The 23,781-nt window shown below is 69.3% G+C and carries 20 protein-coding genes and 1 pseudogene; 11 read left to right on the forward strand and 10 right to left on the reverse strand.

What is annotated here, in order from left to right:
• Window positions 1-89: 89 nt before the first annotated feature.
• From ACWDZ6_RS29445 to ACWDZ6_RS29455, 3 genes are read right to left on the reverse strand one after another with little or no spacing between them, the layout of a single operon-like run.
• The gene (locus ACWDZ6_RS29445; protein WP_451505260.1) at window positions 90-818 is read right to left on the reverse strand and encodes an SRPBCC family protein; all 729 of its coding nucleotides are present in this window, start codon (window positions 816-818) and stop codon (window positions 90-92) included.
• Between the two features lie 15 nt (window positions 819-833).
• Window positions 834-1,037 carry a hypothetical protein gene (locus ACWDZ6_RS29450; protein ID WP_451505261.1) on the reverse strand — a complete coding sequence of 68 codons (204 nt, stop codon included), beginning with the start codon at window positions 1,035-1,037 and terminating at the stop codon, window positions 834-836.
• The gene (locus ACWDZ6_RS29455) at window positions 1,034-1,654 is read right to left on the reverse strand and encodes an ArsR/SmtB family transcription factor (RefSeq protein WP_326654007.1); all 621 of its coding nucleotides are present in this window, start codon (window positions 1,652-1,654) and stop codon (window positions 1,034-1,036) included. Before ACWDZ6_RS29455 ends, ACWDZ6_RS29450 begins: the two co-directional genes overlap by 4 nt.
• A 372-nt stretch (window positions 1,655-2,026) precedes the next feature.
• Here ACWDZ6_RS29455 and ACWDZ6_RS29460 point away from each other — a divergent pair.
• Window positions 2,027-2,682, forward strand: a pseudogene (locus ACWDZ6_RS29460) (NAD-dependent epimerase/dehydratase family protein); the annotation flags it as partial.
• 65 nt (window positions 2,683-2,747) lie between these two features.
• Here the strand turns inward: ACWDZ6_RS29460 and ACWDZ6_RS29465 are convergent.
• The 4 genes from ACWDZ6_RS29465 to ACWDZ6_RS29480 form a co-directional block, all read right to left on the reverse strand.
• Window positions 2,748-3,164 carry an ATP-binding protein gene (locus tag ACWDZ6_RS29465; protein WP_451505262.1) on the reverse strand — a complete coding sequence of 139 codons (417 nt, stop codon included), beginning with the start codon at window positions 3,162-3,164 and terminating at the stop codon, window positions 2,748-2,750.
• 159 nt (window positions 3,165-3,323) lie between these two features.
• Window positions 3,324-4,541, reverse strand: a complete 1,218-nt coding sequence (gene glgC, locus ACWDZ6_RS29470; protein WP_451505263.1) for a glucose-1-phosphate adenylyltransferase — start codon at window positions 4,539-4,541, stop codon at window positions 3,324-3,326.
• 37 nt (window positions 4,542-4,578) lie between these two features.
• Window positions 4,579-5,742, reverse strand: coding sequence for a glycogen synthase (gene glgA / locus ACWDZ6_RS29475; protein ID WP_366732044.1), 1,164 nt, complete (start codon window positions 5,740-5,742; stop codon window positions 4,579-4,581).
• A 159-nt stretch (window positions 5,743-5,901) separates the two neighbouring features.
• The gene (locus ACWDZ6_RS29480) at window positions 5,902-6,597 is read right to left on the reverse strand and encodes a (2Fe-2S)-binding protein (protein ID WP_451505264.1); all 696 of its coding nucleotides are present in this window, start codon (window positions 6,595-6,597) and stop codon (window positions 5,902-5,904) included.
• Between the two features lie 329 nt (window positions 6,598-6,926).
• On the opposite strand from ACWDZ6_RS29480, the gene ACWDZ6_RS29485 reads away from it, so the two are divergent.
• Entirely contained in the window at window positions 6,927-7,985 is a 1,059-nt protein-coding gene (locus ACWDZ6_RS29485) for a DMT family transporter (protein ID WP_451505265.1), read from the forward strand.
• On the opposite strand, the gene ACWDZ6_RS29490 is transcribed toward ACWDZ6_RS29485, so the two are convergent.
• Both ACWDZ6_RS29490 and ACWDZ6_RS29495 read right to left on the reverse strand, forming a co-directional pair.
• Entirely contained in the window at window positions 7,887-9,113 is a 1,227-nt protein-coding gene (locus tag ACWDZ6_RS29490; RefSeq protein ID WP_451505266.1) for a transglycosylase family protein, read from the reverse strand. The two genes, ACWDZ6_RS29485 and ACWDZ6_RS29490, sit on opposite strands and share 99 nt — an antisense overlap.
• A gap of 78 nt (window positions 9,114-9,191) precedes the next feature.
• Window positions 9,192-10,466, reverse strand: a complete 1,275-nt coding sequence (locus tag ACWDZ6_RS29495) for an ROK family transcriptional regulator (protein ID WP_451505267.1) — start codon at window positions 10,464-10,466, stop codon at window positions 9,192-9,194.
• A 142-nt stretch (window positions 10,467-10,608) separates the two neighbouring features.
• Between ACWDZ6_RS29495 and ACWDZ6_RS29500 the strand changes: the two genes are divergently transcribed.
• The 8 genes from ACWDZ6_RS29500 (at window position 10,609) to ACWDZ6_RS29535 (ending at window position 21,886) form a co-directional block, all read left to right on the forward strand.
• Window positions 10,609-11,925 carry an ABC transporter substrate-binding protein gene (locus tag ACWDZ6_RS29500; protein WP_451505268.1) on the forward strand — a complete coding sequence of 439 codons (1,317 nt, stop codon included), beginning with the start codon at window positions 10,609-10,611 and terminating at the stop codon, window positions 11,923-11,925.
• A 10-nt stretch (window positions 11,926-11,935) separates the two neighbouring features.
• Window positions 11,936-12,940 (forward strand): carbohydrate ABC transporter permease, encoded by a 1,005-nt coding sequence (locus ACWDZ6_RS29505; protein ID WP_451505269.1) that lies wholly within the window; start codon window positions 11,936-11,938, stop codon window positions 12,938-12,940.
• Window positions 12,933-13,796, forward strand: coding sequence for a carbohydrate ABC transporter permease (locus tag ACWDZ6_RS29510; protein ID WP_451505270.1), 864 nt, complete (start codon window positions 12,933-12,935; stop codon window positions 13,794-13,796). Before ACWDZ6_RS29505 ends, ACWDZ6_RS29510 begins: the two co-directional genes overlap by 8 nt.
• Window positions 13,797-13,828: 32 nt before the next feature.
• The gene (locus ACWDZ6_RS29515; protein ID WP_451505271.1) at window positions 13,829-15,184 is read left to right on the forward strand and encodes a GH1 family beta-glucosidase; all 1,356 of its coding nucleotides are present in this window, start codon (window positions 13,829-13,831) and stop codon (window positions 15,182-15,184) included.
• Window positions 15,185-15,264: 80 nt separating this feature from the next.
• Window positions 15,265-15,675: a CU044_2847 family protein gene (locus ACWDZ6_RS29520; RefSeq protein WP_366732052.1), complete on the forward strand. Its 411-nt coding sequence runs from the start codon at window positions 15,265-15,267 to the stop codon at window positions 15,673-15,675.
• On the forward strand, window positions 15,675-17,618 hold the full coding sequence (locus ACWDZ6_RS29525) for a VMAP-C domain-containing protein (RefSeq protein ID WP_451505272.1): 1,944 nt from the start codon (window positions 15,675-15,677) through the stop codon (window positions 17,616-17,618). The genes ACWDZ6_RS29520 and ACWDZ6_RS29525 overlap by 1 nt, the downstream gene beginning before the upstream one ends.
• Before the next feature lie 24 nt (window positions 17,619-17,642).
• Window positions 17,643-18,629: an AAA family ATPase gene (locus ACWDZ6_RS29530; protein WP_451505273.1), complete on the forward strand. Its 987-nt coding sequence runs from the start codon at window positions 17,643-17,645 to the stop codon at window positions 18,627-18,629.
• Window positions 18,629-21,886, forward strand: coding sequence for an SAV_2336 N-terminal domain-related protein (locus tag ACWDZ6_RS29535; protein ID WP_451505274.1), 3,258 nt, complete (start codon window positions 18,629-18,631; stop codon window positions 21,884-21,886). The genes ACWDZ6_RS29530 and ACWDZ6_RS29535 overlap by 1 nt, the downstream gene beginning before the upstream one ends.
• A 165-nt stretch (window positions 21,887-22,051) precedes the next feature.
• Here the strand turns inward: ACWDZ6_RS29535 and ACWDZ6_RS29540 are convergent, their stop codons facing one another.
• Window positions 22,052-23,047: a GlxA family transcriptional regulator gene (locus ACWDZ6_RS29540; RefSeq protein WP_451505275.1), complete on the reverse strand. Its 996-nt coding sequence runs from the start codon at window positions 23,045-23,047 to the stop codon at window positions 22,052-22,054.
• 74 nt (window positions 23,048-23,121) lie between these two features.
• Here ACWDZ6_RS29540 and ACWDZ6_RS29545 point away from each other — a divergent pair, with 74 nt between their 5' ends.
• Window positions 23,122-23,706, forward strand: a complete 585-nt coding sequence (locus ACWDZ6_RS29545) for a cysteine hydrolase family protein (protein WP_451505276.1) — start codon at window positions 23,122-23,124, stop codon at window positions 23,704-23,706.
• The last annotated feature ends 75 nt before the right edge of the window (window positions 23,707-23,781 follow it).

Consider the following 23,781-nt stretch of genomic DNA (forward strand, 5'->3'; position numbering starts at 1 on the left):
GGCCCCTTCTTCCCGGGTCACACAAGCCGGGCCCCTTCTCCCCGGCCCCTTCTCTCCGGCCCCTTGTTCCCGGGCCCCTTCTCCCCGCGTCACGCAAAGAGGCCGGCGAGCCAGCTCCGCCAGGCTTCCTCGTTCTGCTCGGCGTCCGCGCCACGGGCGAAGTCGTGCACACTGACGCCGACCGGAGCACCGAAGTGGTTCCGGCCGAAGACGCGGTACATCGCCTCGTCCGTGCGCAGCCCGACGAAGTAGGGGTTGCGGAAGTCGAGGACCGCGTCGACCTCACCGGCGCCGGGCACCTCGACCCGCACAGTGGCGCCCTGTGCCGCGTCGTCCGGCAGTCCCAGCCCGCGGCTGACGACCTCGAGCCCGCCCGGGGTGTTGGAGGCGGCGGGAGCGTCGAGGGTCACGAACGTGGCAGTACGGCCGGTGAAGTGCTCGAGGTACTGCCGCAGGGTGTGCAGATAGAAGTCGGTGTGCTTGTCCGCACCGTCGTACTGGTTGTCCCAGTCGTCGACGAAGATGCCGCTGTGCACATAGCGCACCCAGGAGCCGCCGCCCTCGCGCGGCTCGATGACATGGTCGAGCTGGTTGAAGGTCTGCTGAGGCACGTCCTCCAGGCTCTCGGTGCGGCCGGTCAGATGCCGCGGCGGGTCCCATGCGGTGACGGTCCCGCCGAAGGGCGCGGCGCCGCCCTCCCTCGGCTCGTACTCCATGGGCCAGAGCCAGCCGGCCGTGCCGGTGGTGATCGCGTCCCACACCTGCTCGGGACTGGCGTCGACCTCGAACTCGCGGATGATCTCGAATTCCTTGGACATGATGACTCCTGATGTTCAGGCGCCCCTGGGCGCGTGGATCACGTGGTGGCCGCCCGGTCCGGACGTCCTGGGCCGGACGACCTCGAGCGGGGTCCGGGCAAGCCCCTCCTGGGAGAGGCGCTTGCCGCCGCCGACGGCGGCGGAAGCGTCGAGCGGCTCGATCCCGTCCACGAGGCCCTCGCCCAGCAGCCGGCGCACGAGCGTGACCGGCTTCCTCATGACGACTCCTCGATGGCCTTGGCGGCGGGGGGATCGGGCTTGACGGTGGGGTGGAGCGCGACGACGATCCGGTGCTCGCGGCCGCCCTCGGCGTTCTCGTCGTGGTACTTGGCGATCAGGGCGCCGACGCCGTGCGTCAACTCCTCGACGAACGCGGCCCGGTCGGCGGCCGAGGCGAAGCGCACCTCTCCGTCCAGCGCATAGGTCGCGAGCCTCTTGCGGGCCTTGGCCGCCCCGGTGATCAAGGTGCCGACATCACGTACGAGACGGGCGGCGACGGCGAGCATCCAGCGCGCCGAGAGCTGGTCGCGGAAGCGGGCCGGGTCCGGCTGCACCGCGGCCAGGGCGAGCGGCGAGATCACATACGAGGCCGCCGTGGCCCGCATCAGCCGCTCGGTGACATTGCCTTTCCTGCGTTCGCCGGCCAGCTCGACCAGACCGTGCCGCTCCAGCGCCCTGAGGTGGTAGTTGACCTTCTGCCGGGGCAGTCCGACACGGCCCGCGAGCATGGCCGCCGACGCGGGCCCGGTGGCGAGCTCGGCGAGCAGCCGCGCACGCATGGGGTCCAGCGAGACGGCAGCAGCCGCCGAGTCCTCGATCACGGTCACGTCCAACATGGCTCCACCTTCCCACCGACAAATAAATTTGTCCAGACTGAATCTCTTGTCGGTGCCACGCCGCTGCCTCCCACCGGCGCAGGTGCCTCTGGTGCCGCGCGGAGTGTGGGGCGTAGACGCACCGGCTGCCGGCGGCCATCTGTCTCGCCGCCGCGGCAGCCGAGGCCGCGGCGCTGCCCGCTGGGCTGCCACCGGGCCCCGTCCAACTGATCTGTCGTACCGCGGCGGCTGCCGTTCTGATCGCCGGGGCCTGTCGTCTGCTCGGCCGGCCCACCGCTGACCGCTGACCGCTGACCGCTGACCGCTGACCGCTGACAAGACCGTGCCAGCTTTCGTGACAACCAACCCGCTTGTCGCCGTCACCGGAGCCGAGCACACAAGCTGGGGATCCCCCGCCTGGTACACACCTCCACCAGCGCGACGTACGGCACCGCGCAGACCGTGCCGACCACCGAGGACCATCCCATCAACACCCAGTCCCCGTACGCCGCTTCGAAGGCGGCCGTAGACCGGCTGGCCGACAGCTACCACGCCAGCTTCGGCACTGGGGTGGTCACCCTGAGCCCGTTCAACACCTTCGGGCCGCGCCAGTCGATGCGGGCGGTCATACCGACCGTCATCGGCCAGGTCGCGGCGGGCGAGCAGGTCATCACGCCCGGGGATCTGCGCCCCACACGGGACTTCCTCTACGTGAAGGACACCGCGCGCGCCTTTCCCGCCGTCGGCACCGCGCCGGCCGAGGACGTCGTCGGCCGCACCTTCAACGCCGGCACCGGCTGTGAGATCTCGATCGGCGAACTCACCCGGCTCATCGGCAAGTTGATGGACGTCGATCTCGAGGTACGCGAGGACGAAGAGCGCATCCGGCCGGCTCCGGAGTGATGCGGCTGGTCGCCGACGTCACCCGGCTGCGTGCGGCCACCGGCCGGCAGCCCGAACTCGATCCTACGGACGGGCTCGCGCACACCATCGGCTTCTTCCGCGACCCGGCGAACCTCGCCCGCTGCAAGACCGGCATCTACAACGTCCGGCCGCGCTGGGGGTGTGGCGCCGGCCGTGCTGAGGGCGCGACTCGAGGGAGAACCGCGGTCTCTCAGCTCGAGGCGAGCACGGCCTGTACGGTCTTGCCGCCGCCGGGTCCGCCGCGGACGGCGAAGTGCTGCGCGAGGTGACGCACCATGGCGATGCCCCGCCCGCCCTCGTCCGCCTCCTGCGGTGAACACAACCGCGGCAGTACCGGACTGCTGTCCTCCACTTCAACGGTGACCAGTCCCGTGTCGACGCGCAGCCGCAGCCGGCAGCCGCTGCGGCCGTGCCGGGTGGCATTGGTGACGAGCTCCGAGACGACCAGCGTCACGTCTTCCACCTGGCCCCCGGACACCTCCTCGACACGTCCGCTGGTGAGGAAGGCGGTCGTCAGATGCCGCGCCCAGCGGGCCGATGTCTCTGCCTGCGGCAGGATGTACGTCGCGCGTGCGGCTCGCCTACGGGCTTGCCTGTGCGCACGCATGGGATCACTCCGTTCTGACTAGGCAGCCGGTTCCGGCCAAGAAAACCGGGTGGGAGAGCCGTTGGCGGCATCCACGCAACGACAGGCCCCTCACCCCTCTGATTCCCGCGCGGCACGATCGGCAACCGGCCGCGGGCCCAATCTTCGGGCGGGCCGGCCTCACAGCACGTGCCGGCCCTTCCCCAGCGCGATGACTCCGTTCTTCGAGACGGTGTAAAGCTCCTGGTCGCGCTCGGGGTTGACGCCGATCGTCGCGCCGGGCGGCACATCCACGTTCTTGTCGAGGATCGAGCCACGCACCACCGCACCCCGCCCGATTCGAACGTTGTCGTGCAGGACGGATCCCTGCACCACCGCTCCCTCCGCGACGACGACGCCGGGCGAGAGCACGGACCGGGTGACCTGACCGCGGACCACACAGCCGGGGCTGATGATCGATTCACTCGCGATGCCCGCGCCGGTGAAACGGGCGGGCGGCAGCTGGCCGGAGTGGGTGTAGATGGGCCAGCGCCGGTTGTCGAGGTCGAAGACCGGACGGTCCGGAATCAGATCCATATGGGCTTCGTAGTAGGTGTCGATGGTGCCCACATCACGCCAGTAACCGTGCTCCCGCGGGTTCTCACCGGGCACATGGTTCTCATCGAAGTCGTAGAGCTGCGCCACACCGCGCTCGGTGAGCATCGGCAGGATCGAGCCTCCCATGTCGTGGACCGAGCGATCGTCCTCGGCGTCCCGGTGGAGAGCGTCCACGAGCACCTTGGTGGTGAAGAGGTAATTGCCCATGGAGGCGAAAACCCGGCCCGGGTCGCCCGGCAGCCCCGGAGGGTCGACGGGCTTCTCCAGGAACCGCTCGACCCGGGCGCCGTCGGACGCCGGGGTGATGATCCCGAAGGAGGACGCTTCCGCGCGCGGCACCTTGATCCCGGCAACGGTGACCCCGGCGCCGCTCTCGACATGCCGCTGCAGCATCTGCCGCGGGTCCATCCGGTAGACGTGATCGGCACCGAACACCGCGATGTAGTCCGGCTGTTCGTCGTTGACGAGGTTGAGTGACTGCAGGATCGCGTCCGCACTGCCGAGATACCAGCGCCGGCCGAGCCGCTGCTGGGCCGGTACGGGCGTGACGTAGTTGCCGAGCAGACTCGACATCCGCCACGTGGTGGTCACATGCCGGTCCAGCGAGTGCGACTTGTACTGGGTCAGTACGCAGATACGCAGGATGTCGCCGTTGACGAGGCTGGAGAGGACGAAATCGACGAGCCGGTACATGCCCCCGAAGGTCACCGCCGGTTTTGCCCGGTCGGCGGTGAGCGGCATCAGCCGCTTGCCCTCCCCGCCGGCCAGTACGATTCCGAGCACCGAAGGTCCACCGCGCATCGCGCCCCCTCTATGCGTGCCATGCCCGCTATGGCTGCTACGACTGTTCGAGCAACTTCTCGTACACCTCGTACGTACGCCGGGCCACCTGGTCCCAGCCGAACTCACGTACCGCCCGGTCCCGACCGGCCGCGCCCATCCTCGCGGCCTCCCCGGCGTCGTCGAGAACCCGGTTCACCGACTGGGTGAGACCCGACTCGAAGGCTTCGGGGTGAGCCGCGTCGTAGGGCACGAGCAGTCCCGTGCGGCCGTCGTCCACGACCTCGGGGATGCCGCCGACCGCCGACGCGACGACGGCCGTTCCGCAGGCCATGGCCTCCAGATTGACGATACCCAGCGGCTCGTACACCGAAGGGCAGACGAACACCGCGGCATGGCTGAGGAGTTGGATGACCTGCGGGCGCGGCAGCATCTCGGGGATCCAGTGCACCCCGTCGCGTGCGCCCTCCAGCTCCTCGACCAGCTGCCGGAATTCACGTCCGATCTCCGGGGTGTCGGGGGCGCCGGCCGCCAGCACCAGCTGGGCGTTCGGGTCGAAGGAGCGGGCGGCACGCAGCAGATGAGGGACGCCCTTCTGCCGGGTGATGCGGCCGACGAAGAGGACGAACGGGCGGTCCGGGTCGAGGCCGATCCGCTCGAGTACGGCTGTCTCGTGGTCGGGGCGGTACATGCGGGTGTCGATGCCGTTGTGGACGACATGCACCCGGTCAGGATCGAGGGCCGGATAGCAGGCGAGGATGTCGGCGCGCATACCACGGGAGACGGCGATCACCGCGTCCGCGGCCTCGATGGCCGTACGTTCGGCCCAGCTGGAGAGGGCGTAGCCGCCGCCCAGCTGCTCGGCCTTCCAGGGGCGCAGCGGCTCCAGCGAGTGGGCGGTCATCACATGCGGTACGCCGTAGAGCAGCTTGGCGAGATGACCGGCGAGATTGGCGTACCAGGTGTGTGAGTGGACCAGTTCGCGGCCCTGGAGCTCGGCGGCCATCGCGAGGTCGACGGAGAAGGTGCGCAGTGCCTCGTTCGCGCCGTCGAGTCCGGCGAGCGCCTCGTGGCGCAGAACGCCTTCGGCGGCGCCCTCGCCCCAGCAGTGCACCTCGAGGTCGGCGAGAGCTCGTAACTCCCGGGCCAGGAACTCCACATGGACCCCGGCGCCTCCATAGACGTCCGGGGGGTACTCGCGCGTGAGCAGTCCCACCTTCACGGAGATTCACCTCGCGAAGGCGGTCGGCCCACCACCATTGGCCTGTTTTTCAGCCGGGGGCCCGGCTCGCGGCAGAGCCGCAATCGGGGACAGCGTCCCCCGGGAAGACACAGCACCCCATGATGGTCACTCACATACGGCGTGCGCGGAAGACCGCGGTCAGGACCGCTGCGCGGAGCGCCGCGGCGGACGGTCGAACACGCAGTCGCCGCACAGCCCGCCACCCGGGCAGCGATAGTAGAGACAGCAGCTGCGGCGCCGCAGCGCGGGACCGTGGACCGTGCCGGACAGATCCGGATGGGCGAAGAGTCCGGCGGCGAGCGCGGAGGCCCGTTCGCCCGCTTCCGGCCGGCCGCTGCGCCGCGCCCAGGCGTGGAGTTCGCGTACGGCTCCGGCGAGTGCGGAGCCCGCGTTGCCCCACAGCAGCTGCCGTGAGAGCCGTACATCGCCGCGGACCGCGTCCGCCAGGGGTACGAGATGGCCGTACTGCACCACCTCGCGGACCGTCTCCGCGGTCGCGGGCAGCGGATCTGCCGCGGTCAGCCGCAGATCGTCGGGCGCGCTGCGGTCCGGGTCCCAGTGCAGCCGCGCGGGGTCGAGGTCGGGCAGCTGTCCGTGCAGCACGGCGGAGCCGAGCGCGACCGACCAGAGCCGGGCGGCGAGCCCCAGCTGGGCGATGGAGGCGGCGACCCGGCGCTCGGGGGTGCGCAGGCGGGCTGCGACCGTGTCGATACGGGCCGTGAGCGGGGCGGTCTCGCCCGCGTACAGCCTCGCCAGCGGGAGCTGCCGCTCGCCGGGCGCGCCGATCCGCAGGGCGAAGAAGCCGCCGACGGAGCCCACCTCCTCCAGATCCACGCCCACGCTCCGCTCTCTGTCATCACCCGTACGGGCTGTCATCACCCGTACGGGTTTTTTCCCTTCCGGGCGGCCGGAATGTCCGCACCAGGCCACCGTAGCCACCACTCGCGATGCACGGGCGTGGCGAGGAAACTGGGTGGGGAACGCTGTATGCGTCCATATGGGCGCGTACGTCCCGGACCCGGGCGGGTCGGTCTCCACCTCACCGGCCCGCGCCCCCGCCGAGAGGGGGACTTCAGACCTACGCGCGTACTACGTCGGCAGTAGGCCCAAGTGCCTGCTCAAGGACGACGACGTGGACGCTGAAGAGGGAGATCGTGGTCTCTATGAGTTCCCTCGCACTGGCCGTGGTGCTGTCACTGGTCTCCGCGGTCGCCTATGCGGCCGGGGCGATCATGCAGGAGCATGTCGCTGCCACCACTTCGGCCAGGCCTTACGCACCGCTGCACCACGCCGCGTGGTGGGTCGCCGTCGCTCTCAACACGCTCGGCGCCGTGCTGCATGTGGTGGCGCTGGCGTACGGGCCGCTGAGCCTGGTCCAGCCGCTCGGAGCGCTGACGATCGTCTTCGCGCTGCCGATGGCGGCGCTGTTCGTGCGGCGCAGGGCCGGGGCCGCCGCCTGGCGCGGCGCGATCCTGGCGACCGCCGGGCTCGCCGGGCTGCTGGCGCTGACCGGCACTTCCGCTTCCCACTCGCTGGACGGCGGCCAGCGTGGAGTGCTGGCAGCCGTGACGTTCGGCGGGGTGGCGCTGCTCTTCCTGGTCGCCCAGACCGTGAACCGGCCGATCATCCGCAGTGTGCTGCTCGCCGCTGCCGCGGGTGTGGCGTTCGGCATCGCCTCGGTGTTCACCAAGACCGTCGCGGTGGACTGGACCTGGTCCGCGCCGCTCGACCAGTGGCCGAGCCTGCTGGTGATCGCCGCCCTGGCCTGCGGTGGTCTGCTGCTCTCCCAGTCCTCGTACCACGGCGCGGGCCTCGCGGCCCCGTTGGCCACCGTCACGGTCGTCAATCCGGTGGTGGCAGCCGTTGTCGGCATCACGATGTTCGGCGAGACCTTCCGGTACGGCGTGCCGGGCACCGTGTTCGCGATCGGCTTCGGGGTCGTGGCGGCGGGCGGGCTCATGCTGCTGACGACGGAGCGGATCAAGGCCACGCGCGCGGAGGCGGAAGCACGGCCGGAGGCGAACGCGCAGGCACGCCCCTCGCAACAGCCGGTGCGCCGCTCGGAACCGCGGATGCGCCACGTGGAACCCCGAGGGCGCCACGTCCCTCTGCACGGGCGTCCGTCAGACGGAGACGCCGCCCGACCTGAGGTAGGCGACGGGGTCGATGTCGGACCCGTATCCGGGCCCCGTACGCACCTCGAAATGGAGATGCGGCCCTGAGCTGTTGCCGGTGGACCCCGAGCGTGCGATCCGCTGTCCGCTGCCGACCTGCTGGCCGGAGCGCACGGTGAGCGCCGACAGGTGCGCGTACTGGCTGTACTTGCCGTCCGTGTGGCGGATGACGACCTGATAGCCGTACGCACCGCCCCAGCCGGCCGAGACGACACGGCCGGAGGCGACCGCCTGCACCGCGGTGCCGGTGGGAACCGGGAAGTCCACGCCGGTGTGGTAGCCGCTGGCCCAGGAGGAGCCGGGCTTGCCGTAGGGGGTACCGGGGCTCGCTTGTACGGGTGCGCTGAGTCCGGTCCTGTGCGCGGGCTTGGTCGCGTGCGCCTGCTTGGACGCCGGCTTCCGTGGCCGCTCCTGCTTCTTCCTGGGCGGCTCGTGCTTCGGTGCCTGCTGCTTGGGCTGGGTCTTCGGCTTCTGCTCGGCCGGCGCAGGGGACGACGGGTTGGGTCTCGGGTCGGGCTTGGGTGCCTCGATGCGCAGGATCAGCTTCTGGCCCGGATGGATGAGGTCGGGATCGGGGCCGACGACGGTGCGGTTCTGTATGTAGAGCTGATGCCAGCCGCCCCTGACCTGCTCGGAGTCCGCGATCTTGGAGAGTGAGTCGCCGCGGGCGACCGTGTAGCCCTCGCGATGCGTGGGCACGGTGGTCGGCGTGGCCTTCTTCGGCGCTGCCTTGCGTTCGTACCGGTGCTCGCTCCGCGGCGCTGATCGCCTGGCCGGTGCGATGTCGGGGGCTTCACCGCCACGGGCGAGCCCGGCGCGGGCGGAGCAGACGGGCCAGGCCCTCGGCCCCTGGCTCCCAAGGACCCGCTCGGCGACGGCGATTTGCTGGTCCTTGCTGGCGAGATCCGCGCGCGGGGCGAATTTCCTGCCCCCGTACGCCTCCCAGGTGGACTGGGTGAACTGCAGGCCGCCGTAATAGCCGTTGCCGGTGTTGATCTTCCAGTTGCTGGTGGACTCGCAGGCCGCGACCTTCTCCCAGACATCCACGGAGGCCGCGTGGGTCGTGCCCGCGCCGATGAGCGGCAGAGCCATGCCCGCACCGCCCGCCGTGACAGTGAGCGAAGCACGGTTGATGCGGCTCGGCTGGTATCGACGGTGCCGACCGGTTGCGGCCATCTTGAGACTCCCCCACTGATATGCAGGTCACATCGCAATCGGCCAAACTAGGTGCAGGGCACGCGCCATGACAAGGGGTCAGCTCCCGCGCACTGTGGCGCGGGCCGCGGCCGGGGGCCGGCTGCCGCCGCGCGCCAGGAAGTCGGCGAGCGGCAGTGTCGCGGCGCCGACGGTGACCGCGTCCGGACCGAGCCGCCCGAGTTCGATGGTGGTGCGGGCGGCCGCGTGGCGCAGGGCGTACTCCCCCGCGTACCGGCGCACTTCGGGGAGGAGATGCGGGCCGAGCAGCAGTCCGGCCCAGCCGCCGAGCAGGATGCGTTCGGGCCGGAAGAGGTTGATCAGGTCGGCGACGGCCGCACCCAGGTACTCGGCGGTGTCATCGAGCAGTGAGAGTGCCACCGCGTCGGGCTCGGGGCCGTCCGCGCCGGGGAAGGCCGCGGCGAGCAGCGAGGCCAGCGCGGTCTCGTCGTCGGCGTCGGCCGCCGACGGTCCGCCCGCCTCCTGCCAGCGCTCGCGCAGCGCTTCCGCGCCCGCGTACGCCTCCAGACAGCCGAGAGAGCCGCAGCGGCAGCGCCGCCCCCGGATCCGTACGGTCGTATGGCCCCATTCGAGCGCGCTGCTGCGGGCATTCTCGTCGGGGGTGGCGGCATGCACGACACAGGCGCCGACTCCGGAGCCGATGAGTGCCACGGCGGCCTCGCGGGCGCCGCGGCCGCCGCCGAACCACATTTCGGCCTGGCCGAGCGTCTTGGCGCCGTTGTCGATGAACAGTGGTACTTCGGGGGGCAGTTCGACGGAGGCGCGGAGGAGCCTCTCGAAGGGCACGGCGCTCCAGCCGATGGTCTGGCCGTGCACGATCGCGCCGCCGGGGGTGTCCTGTTCGATGATTCCGGGGACGCCGATCCCGACGCCGAGAAGGCTCGTCGCGTCGGCGCCCGCGTCCCGCAGGACGTCGGCGACGCCGGTGCGGACATGGGCGACGATGCGCTCGACGTCGTAGCCGTGCTGGGCCAGCGGGCGTTCGGTGCGGGCGAGTTCGGTGAGGGAGAGGTCGAAGAGTTCGACGCGTACACGGGTCTCGCCGATGTCGATGCCGATCAGCAGTCCGCCGCCCGGGGTGACGCGCAGCAGTGTGCGCGGCCGGCCGCCGTCGGAGTCGACCACCCCGGCTTCCTCCAGCACTCCCTCGGCGATGAGTTCCGATACGACGTTGCTGATGGATCCTGAACTCAGCCCGGTGGCGGGTCCGAGTTCCTGGCGGCTCAACGGGCCGTGGAAATACAACCGTTGCAGTACCCGGGCGCGGTTGCCGCGCCGCAGGTCACGCACTGTCCGTCTGCTGCGCTCCGCCATGGTGCTCCTTCCGTGGACGCAACATACCCCGGCCGCAGCCCTTGACGCGACCTTCCCTCACCTCTTAAATCACGACATGAATTAAGCCAGGGAGACCGTTCGGGAACCGAACGCAGCCACCCCCGGGAAGGGGCCACCTCTCATGCGCACGAGCAGAGCCGCAGCAGCCGTCACCGTCGTCACCGCACTCGCCGCCGTCACGGCGGGCTGCGGCGGAGGCACCTCCACCGACGGAGGAGGCAGCAACGAATCACCCAGGACGCTCACGTACTGGGCCTCCAATCAGGGCCCGAACGTCGAGGCCGACAAGAAGATCCTCACGCCCGAACTCAAGAAGTTCGAGAAGCAGACGGGCATCAAGGTCAAGCTCGAGGTGGTCCCCTGGTCCGATCTCCTCAACCGGATTCTGGCCGCCACCACCTCCGGCCAGGGCCCCGACGTGCTCAACATAGGCAATACCTGGTCGGCCTCCCTCCAGGCGACCGGCGCGCTGCTGCCCTGGGACCGGAAGAACTTCGACGCGATCGGCGGACGTGACCGCTTCGTCGGTTCGGCGGTCGCATCGGCCGGAGCCGAGGGCAAGGACCCCGCGGCCGTACCGCTGTACTCGCTCGCGTACGCGCTCTACTACAACAAGAAGATGTTCGCCGATGCGGGGATCTCGCAGCCGCCGGCCACCTGGGACCAACTGATCGCGGACGGCAAGAAGCTCTCGAAGAACGGGAAATGGGCGCTGGGCGCCGAGGGCGGCAACCTCGCGAACAACATCCACCAGGTGTTCGTGCTCGGAAAGCAGCACGGCGCGGACTTCTTCGACTCCTCGGCCAAGCCCACCTTCACCTCGGACGGCGCGGTCGCCGCGGTGAAGCAGTACGTCGACTTCATGGCCAAGGACAAGATCATCGCTCCGGGCAACGCGGAGTACGCCCAGAACCAGTCCCTCCAGGACTTCGCGCGCGGCAGGACGGCCATGGTGCTGTGGCAGGCCGCCGCCTCGACGTTCGCCGCGCAGGGCATGAAGCCCGCGGACTGGGGCGTGGCGCCCGTACCGGTCCCGGCAGGCACTCCCGGCACCGGCCGGAACACCAACTCCATGGTCGCCGGCATCAATCTTGCGGTCTTCAAGAACACGAAGAACATCGACGGCGCCAAGAAGTTCGTGAAGTTCATGACGAGCGACGCGGAGCAGAAGCTGCTCAACAAGACGTACGGATCCATTCCGCCGGTCAAGGCCGCCCAGCAGGACCCGGCGTTCTCCGCACCCGATCTGAAGATCCTGCGCGACACGCTGACCACCGGCGCCGCACCGCTGCCCCAGGTGCCGACCGAATCGCAGTTCGAGACGGCCGTCGGCACCGCCGTCAAGGAGCTGTGGGCGGATGCCGCGGCCGGACTGCCGGTGACGACCGAATCCGTCAAGGCACGCCTGGCCAAGGCCCAGCAGCAGATGCAGCAGTGAGGGCCGCCGGATGACCACCGTGACTCCCGGCCGGACGGACCGGGCCGACAGCGGTGCGAGCCCGGGCAAGGGGGATCCGCGCGGACGGCTGCCGCGTATCCCGGACCGGGTCCGCCACGGCGGCCTGCCCTATCTCCTGCTCCTGCCGGCCGTCGTACTCGAACTGCTCGTCCACCTCATCCCGATGGTCATCGGCATCGTGATGAGCTTCCGCCGGCTCACGCAGTTCTACATCCGCAACTGGGGCGAGGCGCCGTGGGCCGCGCTCGACAACTACAAGGTCGCCGTCGACTTCGACGCCCCGATCGGCCGGGCCCTGCTCCACTCCTTCTACGTCACCTGCCTGTTCACCGTCTTCGCCGTAGGACTGTCCTGGCTGTTCGGCGTCGCCGCGGCGATCATGATGCAGGAGAACTTCCGCGGCCGCGGCTTCCTGCGGGCGGTCTTCCTCACCCCGTACGCCCTGCCGGTGTACGCCGCCGTCATCACCTGGGCCTTCATGTTCCAGCGGGACAACGGCCTGATCAACCATGTCCTGCACGACCAGCTGGGCCTCACCGACCAGCCGTCCTTCTGGCTGATCGGCGACAACAGCTTCGTCGCGCTGGTCGTGGTCGCGGTCTGGAAGTCCTGGCCGTTCGCCTTCCTCATCGTCATGGCGGGGCTGCAGAACATTCCGCGCGAGCTGTACGAGGCCGCCGCGATCGACGGAGCCGGCGTCTGGCAGCAGATCCGCAAGATCACTCTGCCGTCGCTGCGCCCGGTCAACCAGGTACTGGTGCTCGTGCTGTTCCTGTGGACCTTCAACGACTTCAACACGCCGTACGTGCTGTTCGGCAGGGCTGCTCCGGAGGCCGCCGACGTGATCTCGGTCCATATCTACCAGTCCTCCTTCGTCGCCTGGAACTTCGGCTCGGGATCCGCGATGTCCGTGCTGCTGCTGCTGTTCCTGCTGCTGGTGACCGCCGCCCATCTGCTGCTGACCTCACGTGGAAGGAGGGGCGCCGATGCCTAGGCCACCCAGGTCCCCGAACGCGCCGCCGCAGTCGTTCCTCTGGACGCGCCGCGTCGTACTGACGTTTCTCACCGCGTTCGCGCTGCTGCCCGTCTATGTGATGGTCAGCAGCTCGCTCAAACCGCTGCAGGACGTGTCGGGGAAGTTCCAGTGGATTCCGTCGACGTTCACGATCCAGCCGTACTTCGACATCTGGGACACCGTTCCGCTCGCCCGCTACTTCCTCAACTCGCTGATCGTGGCGGGCGCGGCGACGGTCCTGTCGGTGGTGATCGCGGTGTTCGCCGCGTACGCCGTGAGCCGCTACCGATTCCGCGGCCGACGGGTCTTCACCGTCACTGTGCTGTCCACCCAGATGTTCCCCGGCATCCTGTTCCTGCTCCCACTGTTCCTGATCTTCGTCAATATCGGGAACAGCACCGGCATCGCCCTGTACGGCTCACGCGGCGGGCTGATCCTCACCTATCTGACGTTCTCGCTCCCCTTCTCCATCTGGATGCTGATCGGCTACTTCGACTCGATCCCGCGGGATCTGGACGAGGCGGCGACGGTGGACGGCTGCGGACCGCTCGGCGCGCTCTTCCGGGTCGTGGTCCCGGCCGCTGTCCCGGGCATCGTCGCCGTGGCCATCTACGCGTTCATGACGGCCTGGGGCGAAGTTCTGTTCGCCTCCGTGATGACGAACGACGTCACCCGCACGCTCTCCGTCGGGCTCAAGGGCTACGCCACCCAGAACGACATCTACTGGAACCAGGTCATGGCCGCCTCGCTCGTCGTCAGCGTGCCCGTCGTCGCCGGGTTCCTGCTGCTCCAGCGCTATCTCGTCGCCGGCCTCACCGCGGGCGCCGTCAAGTGATCCGCCCTCCGAGCCCAGCAGAAAGGCAGTTCGTGAACGACCTCAACGCCCTTCCGGCCGACTTCACTTGGGGCGCCGCCACCGCCGCGTACCAGATCGAGGGTGCCGTGGCCGAGGACGGCCGCTCCCCGTCGATCTGGGACACCTTCTCCCACACGCCGGGATCGGTCGCGGGCGGCGACACCGGCGATGTGGCGTGCGACCACTACCACCGCTGGCCCGAGGACATCGCTCTGATGAAGCAACTCGGCATCGGCGCCTACCGGTTCTCTATCGCCTGGCCGCGGGTCGTGCCCGGCGGAGACGGGCCGGTGAACAGGGCGGGCCTCGCCTTCTACGACCGGCTGGTCGACGGTCTCCTCGACGCGGGCATCACACCGTTCGCGACGCTCTACCACTGGGACCTGCCGCAGGCGCTCCAGGACCGGGGCGGCTGGCCGGCCCGCGAGACCGCGGAGCACTTCGCGGCGTACGCCTCCGTCGTCGCCGAACGGCTCGGCGACCGGGTCAAGGACTGGGCGACACTCAACGAGCCGCTGTGCTCGGCGTGGATCGGCCATCTGGAGGGCCGGATGGCGCCGGGTCTGACCGATCTCGGGGCCGCGGTGCACGCCTCGTACCATCTGCACCTCGGTCACGGCCTGGCCGTCCAGGCGATCCGCGCGGCCTCGTCCGACGCGCGCGTGGGCATCGTCAACAATCTCAGCCCGATCGAGCCGGCGAACGACCGCGCGGAGGACCACGCCGCCGCGGCCCGGGCGGACGGCCACACCAACCGCTGGTGGCTCGACCCGATCCACGGCCGCGGCTATCCCCAGGACATGCTCGAGCTGTACGGCGTCGAACTCCCGGAGCGGGCCGGTGACTTGAAGAGCATCGCGGCGCCGCTGGACTGGCTGGGGCTGAATTACTACTTCCGCCAGATCGTCACCGCCGACCCGACGGGCCCCGTGCCGTACGCCAAACAGATCTATCTGCCGGGCGCCCGCCACACGGCCATGGACTGGGAGGTCCACGCGGACGGCCTGGAGCTGCTGCTGCTGCGGCTGACCGATGAGTACGGCGCGCGGCGCATCCACGTCACGGAGAACGGCTCGGCCTATCCGGACGTCGTCCGCGCGGACGGCACCGTCGACGACCCCGAGCGCGTCCAGTACCTGGAGGAACACCTGGCCGCGTGCGGACGGGCAGCGCGCCGGGGAGCGCCGGTCGCGGGCTACTTCGCGTGGTCGCTGCTGGACAACTTCGAGTGGGCGTACGGCTACGACAAGAGGTTCGGTCTTGTTCATGTCGACTACGCGACGCAGCGCCGCACGATCAAGGGCAGCGGGCACAGGTACGCGGAGATCATCCGCGGCGCGTCGCGCAGGGCACGCAGGGCGGCGTGATCGGGCGCTGCTCGCGGTGGCGGGGGCGACCGGCGTGACTCGGTGGGTGCGGACGGAGTGCGGCCTCAGGAACCCTGCGAATGCCCGGCGTGCTGACGTTCGCAGCACTATCGTGGCAACAAGGTCAGCTCGGTACCGTTTGGGCGGGGGACATGCAACAGCTGGTAGAGGTGCGGCTTCCGGACGGACAGGAGATCTGGGCGCGGATCGAGTCGCCACCAGGCCCTCAGGACTCCGGCTTCTTCGACGGCGGAGCTCGCGCACTCCGGGGGTTTGACGAGACGCTCCGATCAGTGGCCGCCAACGTACGCGATGCTGTCGCTCAGGCAGGACCTGATGAGGTGAGCGTTGAGTTCGGAGTCGAATTGGCGCTCGGTAAGGACGGTTTGATTGCCGCGCTCGCGGGGGTGAGTGGAACTGCGGCCGTCAAGGTGACTCTCTCATGGAGCGGTCAGTCCGATCAGTCGCAGCGGGGTGAGGCTCAATCGTGATGGCGCCCGTCCCGGCGCACACCGGAGACAGGGGAACACAGATCGCCGATCTGACCCGGACAGCAAGACAATGCCTGGTCCAGGTCCGGGGGAGAACAGCGGGGAGCGGGTTCCTGGCGGCCCCTGGCCATGTCGTCACCTGCGCCCACGTGGCCGGCACGGCTGGAAGCCCAGTCAAAGTGTCCTGGCAGGGGTCCGAGTTCGACGGCGCGGTGTTGGCCGCCTCGCCCGCACCGGTGTCCGGCGGCTTATGGCCGTATCCCGATCTGGCGATCGTCGGGCTGACGGACTTACCCGAAGGCCACCTCTGCACCTGGTGGCACGACCAGATACCCGCGGGCGGCCAGGCGCTGACCGCGCTCGGCCACTCGGACAAGTACCGCTCCGTACCCGAGCCGCTCACCTCCACGTTTGATTACCAGGGTGACCAGTCCCTCGATGGCGGGCTGATGCTGAGGATGAAGCGGGACGAGATCACTCCTGGTATGTCGGGCGGTCCGGTCCTCAACCTGAGCACCGGCGGGGTATGCGCGGTGGTGAAAGCCACCCGGATGGACAGCACGGACATGGGCGGTCTGGCGACACCGATCGGGGCGCTACGACATCTCGATCCGGTTGCCTACCAGGCCCTTGTCCGCGCACACGACACGTTCCATGGGCAGGACCCGAGATGGCCCGACCCCCCGTCACACGACACCTCTCCGCGGTGGAGCGCAGGCATCCCGCTACGGTGGCAGCGCAGACTTTTCGGCCTGCTGGCAGATGCTCCCGCGCCAGTGTCCGAAAGCCTGCCGACAGCCTTCCATGCCGCAGCAGGGCGCTACGCGCACAAGCCGGAACTGCCCATGCACGAACACCGCGATGTCATAACCGAGTTGGACACCCTGGGCGCCGCGGACCACGGACTGCCCCGCGCGTTGCTCCATGTCGCTGCTGTCGCACAAGAGTTACCCCGAAATCCTGGCCTGCGGCTGCGCTCCTGGATAGAGCATGTGGGAGAGTCGCTGCAGCTGGACCGCCGATTGGTGGCGCAGATTCTCCGTTCCTCAGCCGCGCGCCCTGCCGTCCAGCGTTCGGTCATGGTCCGCCTCAGGCCGTCCGTGGTCGACCCCAGCCGTTACCAGGTGGCGATGTGGCGCTACGAGGGCCGGGACGCCATCTCTCCGGCCGCTGCCGAGTCGGCTGCGCTGCCGCTTGCCGAAGCGTTGGGGCTGGCCCAACGGCTGCTTCCGGAACAACTCGCCATCCTGGGCCGATCCGGTGGTGACACCGTGATGGTGGAGCTGATCATCCCCCAGGAGCTCATGGAAGAGGCCTTCGACAAGTGGAAGCCCTGGGCCCGCCACGCCTGGTCCAGCCTGGGCCGCAGACACCCGGTGGTGCTACGGGATCTGGAGCGGTTCGACGACGACGAACTGCACCAGTACTGGCGTAACCGCTGGAACCGATTCACCGCTGAGGTGGCGGCGGGGGGGCCGTCGATGGCGCTCGCCTGCGACGACGACCAGGCGGATCACGAGATGATCGAGGGCTGGATCGAGTCCGATCCCGCGCTGGCCGTTCTGGTACTGGCAGGCTCGCTGCGTCTTCCCTCCTCCGGAATCGCGATGGAGGTCGCGCTGGCTTCGGGGGTTCCGGTGATCCTCTGGCGGCGATCAGATCTCGACGGCTGCTCCGGGGCCGCCTCCTCCGGATGCCCGTCCCGGATCGCACGCGCCTGTTCTCGTGACGGGGAAGTCGACTCCTGCCCCGCGGACGCGTTTTTCGCGAGCCTGCGCCGGGATGTCGGGGGTACTCCACCATCGCAATGGCCGGAGCGAGTGCGGCAGCTGCGAGGGGAAGCCGCGACCGTTCGGTCGGCAGGACACCACGCCCAGGACCTCGTGTTGCTGTGGGACGACCCCGAGCGGCAGCTTCCGGATGCGCCGCTGCGGTACGCGTAGGAAGAGAAGAGAGGCCCCGAATCGATGAGCGACTGGCTGATCTACCGTGGCAGCGGCGAGCCTCATGACGGCATCGCGAGCCTGCCCGAGCCGCCACCCTGGCGTGCCTTCTACGCGGATGAGCCGACGCCCTTCGACAGGGATCACGACTACGGCCTGTCCGATCGCTGGCCCCTGAGAGCCGTCGCTTATCAGGCTGATCCACAGACCGTGGAGATGGTCAACACTGCCCTGTATCTGCGCCGTCCGCTGCTTGTCACCGGCGACCCAGGCGTCGGGAAGTCCAGCCTCGCCTATGCCGTGGCACATGAACTGCGCCTCGGTCCCGTACTGCGATGGCCGATCACCAGCCGCAGCACTCTCAAAGACGGCCTGTACCGCTACGACGCGATCGGCCGACTGGAGGAGGCCAACGCCGGCTCTCCGGCGACCGCCTTCGACGTGGGCCGGTACTTCCGGCTGGGGCCTCTCGGCACCGCACTGGCGCCCTACGCCCTCCCTCGTGTGCTGCTCGTGGATGAGATCGACAAGAGTGACATCGACCTCCCCAACGACCTGTTGGATGTGTTCGAAGAGGGCACCTTCGAGATTCCCGAGCTCTCCCGGGTCGCCGACACACTGGCCGACGTCGAGGTGCGCCCCGCCGACGACGGGGCACGGGTAACGGTCATCTCAGGTCAAGTGCGGTGCAGGGCTTTCCCGTTCGTGGTGCTCACCAGCAACGGTGAGCGTGACTTCCCGCCCGCCTTCCTGCGCCGTTGCGTACGCCTTCACCTTCCCGCTCCCGGCCCGGACCGGCTGCGCGCCATCGTGCACGCCCACTTGGGCGAGGCGGCTCCACATGCCGAGAGTCTCATCTCGCACTTCCTCGACCGGCGGAATACGGGCGAATTAGCCACGGACCAGCTACTGCAAGCCGTGTACCTCGCTCGCCACGCGGCGGGTGAGACGACCAGCGATCGCAGCCATGTTGCAGATCTCGTCCTGCAGTACCTCAATCAGGTCCGCTGATGAGTATCGGACGGTTCCGATCCGTACTGGCCGGGCTCGGGCCGGATCCCACGCCAAGGGAAGTCGCCGAGATCCTCTGGCTCGCGACCCGACTGCCCGCCGTGGACGCTTCCACCGTCGCTGATGCTCGGACAAGCAGTGATCCACCGGAGCCGGAAGAGACTGCGCACCCTGCCGCAGGACCAGCCCGGGGCGAGGAGACATCAACCCGCCCAGCCGGCGTCCCCGTTCACCCCGCGACTACGACCTCGCCCCTCCATGGCACGTGCCTGCCCGCCAGCCCGGTGAGGCTGGCCGCTGATTCGCGGCTGCCCGGGCGGCTGGAACTGCTGCGTGCCATGCGACCGCTCAAGCGCCGGGTACCGTCACGGCACGCCGGTGAACTCGACGAGGAAGCGACCACCGAGGAGATGGCTCAGCGAGCCGCCTCGCGTCGGAACGCCGCGCATCACCCCGTCCTGCGGCCGGCGGCCGAACGCTGGCTCGACGCGGTCCTCGTGGTGGACGGCCACCCGACCAGCCTGCTGCTGTGGACGTCGCTCGCGTGTGAGGTGCATCGACTGCTGATCCAGCTGGGGGCTTTCCGCGACGTACGCATCCGCTATCTGCATGCCCACCCCGACGGCCCGCCGGGATTGAGCGCACACCCCGTCCCGGATCCGGACCGGATACGGGCCACCTCCGAGATTTGCGACCCTACGGGACGCCGACTGGTGCTCGTGCTCACTGACGGGGTGTCTCCCGCTTGGCATGACGCATCGGTTCGGAAGGCCGTGCGGCAGTGGGCCGCTGCCGGTCCCCTCGCCGTACTCCAGGCCCTTCCCGAACATCTGTGGCGACGCACGGCTCTTCCGGTCGTTCCCGCCCGGCTGCGCCGCTCGGCCCTCTCCGCCGCCAACACTGACCTTGCGTACACCGGGCACTGGCGCCGTACCCGTAATCTGCCCGCCGACAGCATCCCCGTCCCGGTGCTGGAACTGAACCCCCAGTGGCTCAGGCCCTGGGCGAATCTGGTGGCCGGTTCCGGCCACCGGGTCACCGATGCTGGGGTGACGCTACTAGCCGAGCGGCCCCAGCCGCGTCCGACCTCGGCCGATACCAGGTCGCCGGCCCGACTTCTTCAGGACTTTCACGCGACGGCCGCCCCCGACGCCTTCCGGCTGGCGGCCTACTTGTCGGCTGTACCGCTCAGCTTCGCCATCATGCGGGTGGTGCAAGCGGCCATGCTGCCGGGCAGCCCGCCCGCGGTGCTGGCCGAGGTCATGTTCAGCGGGCTCATCACGCCGTCCGGGACCGATGATGCCGCTGATCTGTCGGACATTCCGCACGACTTCCTCCCCGGGGTGCGCGCGGCTCTCCTCGAAACGCTTCGCGTCCACGAGGTGGACCGGGTCCTCCTCGAGGTGTCCCGCTTCCTCGAACGCAGCTCCCAAGGTCCCGCCGGACGCGTCTCCGGTCTACTCCCCGCCCTTCCCGGCCCTGCACGGCTGCCCGTCGACGGCATTCCCTGGGCCCGGTTGCGCGAGGAGGCCCTCGTCCGCGCGGGTCTGGCACCGCCGGCCGCGTCAGCCGTGCCTACCGCCACCGGCGCCTCCGGTCACGCTGGGGCCAATCCGTACACGCTCGTCACATTCCTCACCGCGGCGGACTTCTCCGACGTCTTCCTTGGAGTCGACGCCCAGGGCACCCAGGCTGTGGTGAAGACGCAGCCTTACAGCTTCCAGCCGGGACCCGAGGTGTTCCGTGAATTCCTGCACGTCGAGGCGGAATCCCTGCGGCGCATGGCGGGCCAAGGCGCGCCACCGCTCCTCGGCATGGATGCGCACGCATCACCGCCCTGGCTGGCCATGGGATACATCACCTCGGTTTCGGGTGAGGCGGCGAACAACCTCTTCCGCGCCCCTTGGTGGAGCAACGGCCCCCCGGACAACTTTCACTCCCTCGCCCACCTGGCCCGGCAACTCGCGCGGATCCTCGACAGGGCTCATTCCCTCGGCATCGTGCACGGCAACCTGTCGCCACACGCCGTTGTGCTCGTCCCCGATACACCGATCCTCATCAGCTGGGTGTACGCCCAGCACGACGGACGCCCTCACCCCTGCCCTCAATACCGCGAACTCGCCACCGGTTACCTCCCCCCCGAGGGATATCCGCAGGACGAGCCGTTGGACCCGTCCTTCGACATCTATGGGCTGGGAGCGATCCTTCTCCACGAGGCGACGCGCGATAGTCCACCGAGGTCTCGGGGGCATCTGATGGCTTCGCAGTTGCCGCGCCACCTTGGTGACCTTGGCGAACTGATCCGACGTTGCATGGCTGCGGAACCAACCCGGCGTCCCACCGCCCGCGCTCTGATGGACGAGCTGGAAGGCATCCAGGAGCGCACTCTGCCGCCCGCCACTGTCCTCCGGAGCCGCGGGCTGCGAGCGACGAACCCGGCCTTCGGCGGAGACCGGCACCTGCTGTTTCTTCCCGGGGGAGAACCGCAGGCGGGCGACCCCGATCAGTTGCGCATGTCCTGGGTTGCCGGCCTCAACCTGGGACTGAACCGGGCCGGACACGATCCGATCGGCTCGGCGGATGTGTCGTTTCCCTTTTACCGTGAGCGGCTCGAAGCGGCAGCGGTTGCTGACTCATCTCCCTGGGAAGCGTCCGGGCCTGACGGTACGTATCAGGGCATGCTCATGGAGACCGCTGCAGAACTCGGGGTGCAACTGGAGCACGACGACAGGGCATCAAACCGGAAGGGGGCGTATGGAAGACTGCGGCATGCGAGGGACCGGATCCTCTCCAGGAGCGGACCCGACAGCAGCGCCATCCTGCCTGTGCTCCGAACCCTGGCACGTTATCTCAGCGATCAGGCACACCGTGATTCTGTGCTTGAGGCCGTACTGGAAGTCGTACCACGATCGGGGCAGCTGGCCCTGGTGACGCATGGGATGGGCTCTCTCGTAGCCATGGACTTGATCAATCATCTTCCTGTGGACTCTCCTGCGCTTTCACTCGTCACTCTGGGGAGCCCACTCGGGTTGTCGACCGTACGCCGCAGGTTCGAGAGACCCGCCCATGGCCGGATCCGTCGCTGGACGGATGTCCGGTGCCGCGAAGACCTGCTGACCACCGCAGAACCACTCCACACCGTCTGGCCCGGCGAGGTCGAGAATCTGGTCGTCGACATTGGAAGCGGCCCGCCGGGCATCACGGATTACCTGGCCCACCCCGCAGTTGCCGGCAGCATCCTGGCCGGGCTCGCCTGATGCGGGTTCGCTCCCCTGCCGCTGGATGAGGATGTCGGCACACGTGGACATGCCCCGCCTGCCGATGCGCTCCTTGAGTGCTGCGATCGTGCCCCGGCCGACGAACGTCGACCGGCGCCACCACGGTATTGAGGATCTTGGTCGGGGTCTGCTTCGTGGCTGGTCTCAGTTGCCGAGATCGAAGCGGGCGGCATGGGCGGCGAAGGAAGCGCGGTACGCGCGCGGGCTCGTGGCGAGGCGTGAGGCGAAGTGCTGGCGCATCGTGATCTCGCTGCCGAAGCCCGTACGGCGGGCGACCTCGGGCATCGGCAGGTCGGTGTGTTCGAGGAGCTTCTGGGCGGCGGCGATGCGCTGGTCCAGGAGCCAGCGCAGCGGCGTCGTGCCGGTGGCCGCCGCGAAGTGGCGGGCGAATGAGCGCGCCGACATGCCCGCGCGGGCGGCGAGGTCGGCGACGGCTAGCGGTTCGTCGAGGTGATGGAGGGCGTATTCGCGGACGGATGCGAGTGCGTCGGCGTCGCGGTCGGTGCGCGGGGTGGGGTGCTCGATGAACTGGGCCTGGGTTCCGGTGCGGAAGGGAGCGGTGACCATCGAGCGGGCGATCGTCGCGGCCGCCTCGGCACCGTGGGCCGTGCGGACCAGGTGCAGGCACAGGTCGATGCCGGCGGCCGTACCGGCGGCGGTCCAGATGTTGCCGTCCTCGATGAAGAGGGCGTCGGGTTCGACGGTGACGCGCGGGTGCTCGGCGCGGAGCAGATCGACGAGGTTCCAGTGTGTGATCGCGCGGCGGCCGTCGAGAAGGCCGGCCTGGGCGAGGGTGAAGGCGCCGCCGCACAGGGCGGCGATGGTGGTGCCGCGGGCGTGTGCCCGGCTCAGGGCTTCGAGTACCGGCTGCGGTGCGGCGGTGAGGTGGTCGTCCAGGCCGGGGACCAGGATCAGGTCGGCACGGGCCAGCCAGGCGAGGGTGCGGTCGGGGGTGAGGCTGAGACCCCCGCGCATGGGGACGGGCGTGGCGTCGGCGGCGGCGCGGCGCAGGTCGAAGGCGGGGACGCCACGGTCGGTGCGATCCGTGCCCCAGACCTCGGTGATGACGGAGACGTCGAAAGCCCGGATGCCCGGGAAGCTGACGAGGGCGACACGGTACGGAACGGGGTCGGTGGCCACCGTGGCAGTAAATCATTGATCGCTGACTTGTAACCCTCTGGGGTCCGGCCGACCGGGGCGGCAGCATCGTAGGCATGGAGATCGCAGAGAACGCAGCACTGGTCGTGGTGGACGTACAGAAGGGCTTCGACGAGCCGGACTTCTGGGGTCGGCGGAACAACCCGGAGGCGGACGAGAACATCGCCTCGCTCATCGACACCTGGCAGGCCACCGGGCGGCCGGTCGTCTTCGTCCGGCACGACTCGTCGAAGCCGGACTCGCCGCTGCGACAGGGGCACGAGGGGAACGGCTTCAAGGAGTACGTCGAGCAGCGGCGAGGAAAGGGGACCGCGGCGGAGCTGTTCGTGACGAAGACCGTGAATTCCGCCTTCTACGGGACGCCGGACCTGGACGCGTGGTTCAGGGCTGAGGGCGTCTCGCAGTTCGTGGTGGCCGGGATCCAGACCAATATGTGTGCGGAGACGACGGCGCGGATGGGTGGGAACCTCGGGTACGAGGTGCTTTTCGCGCTGGATGCGACGTACACATTCGATCTCGAGGGTCCGTTCGGCTGGCAGCGGTCCGCGGACGAACTGGCGCAGGCGTCGGCCGTGTCACTGCACGGCGGAGGTTTCGCGACGGTGGTGACGACCAAGGAGGTCGTGGCCGCAGCGGCCTGAACCCGGCCCCGCAAACGGACGCACCGGCGGGACCGGGACCGTACTGACCCGCCGTTCCGGGACCGTACCTGGCCC

This window comes from Streptomyces sp. NPDC002926, from assembly GCF_053591755.1.

Bases quoted from the DNA above. Each gene is read 5' to 3' on its own strand.
- ACWDZ6_RS29445 (WP_451505260.1), bottom strand. From the start codon at position 818: ATGTCCAAGGAATTCGAGATCATCCGCGAGTTCGAGGTCGACGCCAGT.
- ACWDZ6_RS29450 (WP_451505261.1), bottom strand. From the start codon at position 1,037: ATGAGGAAGCCGGTCACGCTCGTGCGCCGGCTGCTGGGCGAGGGCCTC.
- ACWDZ6_RS29455 (WP_326654007.1), bottom strand. From the start codon at position 1,654: ATGTTGGACGTGACCGTGATCGAGGACTCGGCGGCTGCTGCCGTCTCG.
- ACWDZ6_RS29465 (WP_451505262.1), bottom strand. From the start codon at position 3,164: ATGCGTGCGCACAGGCAAGCCCGTAGGCGAGCCGCACGCGCGACGTAC.
- glgC (WP_451505263.1), bottom strand. From the start codon at position 4,541: ATGCGCGGTGGACCTTCGGTGCTCGGAATCGTACTGGCCGGCGGGGAG.
- ACWDZ6_RS29485 (WP_451505265.1), top strand. From the start codon at position 6,927: ATGAGTTCCCTCGCACTGGCCGTGGTGCTGTCACTGGTCTCCGCGGTC.
- ACWDZ6_RS29490 (WP_451505266.1), bottom strand. From the start codon at position 9,113: ATGGCCGCAACCGGTCGGCACCGTCGATACCAGCCGAGCCGCATCAAC.
- ACWDZ6_RS29495 (WP_451505267.1), bottom strand. From the start codon at position 10,466: ATGGCGGAGCGCAGCAGACGGACAGTGCGTGACCTGCGGCGCGGCAAC.
- ACWDZ6_RS29500 (WP_451505268.1), top strand. From the start codon at position 10,609: ATGCGCACGAGCAGAGCCGCAGCAGCCGTCACCGTCGTCACCGCACTC.
- ACWDZ6_RS29505 (WP_451505269.1), top strand. From the start codon at position 11,936: ATGACCACCGTGACTCCCGGCCGGACGGACCGGGCCGACAGCGGTGCG.
- ACWDZ6_RS29510 (WP_451505270.1), top strand. From the start codon at position 12,933: ATGCCTAGGCCACCCAGGTCCCCGAACGCGCCGCCGCAGTCGTTCCTC.
- ACWDZ6_RS29520 (WP_366732052.1), top strand. From the start codon at position 15,265: ATGCCCGGCGTGCTGACGTTCGCAGCACTATCGTGGCAACAAGGTCAG.
- ACWDZ6_RS29525 (WP_451505272.1), top strand. From the start codon at position 15,675: ATGGCGCCCGTCCCGGCGCACACCGGAGACAGGGGAACACAGATCGCC.
- ACWDZ6_RS29530 (WP_451505273.1), top strand. From the start codon at position 17,643: ATGAGCGACTGGCTGATCTACCGTGGCAGCGGCGAGCCTCATGACGGC.
- ACWDZ6_RS29535 (WP_451505274.1), top strand. From the start codon at position 18,629: ATGAGTATCGGACGGTTCCGATCCGTACTGGCCGGGCTCGGGCCGGAT.
- ACWDZ6_RS29545 (WP_451505276.1), top strand. From the start codon at position 23,122: ATGGAGATCGCAGAGAACGCAGCACTGGTCGTGGTGGACGTACAGAAG.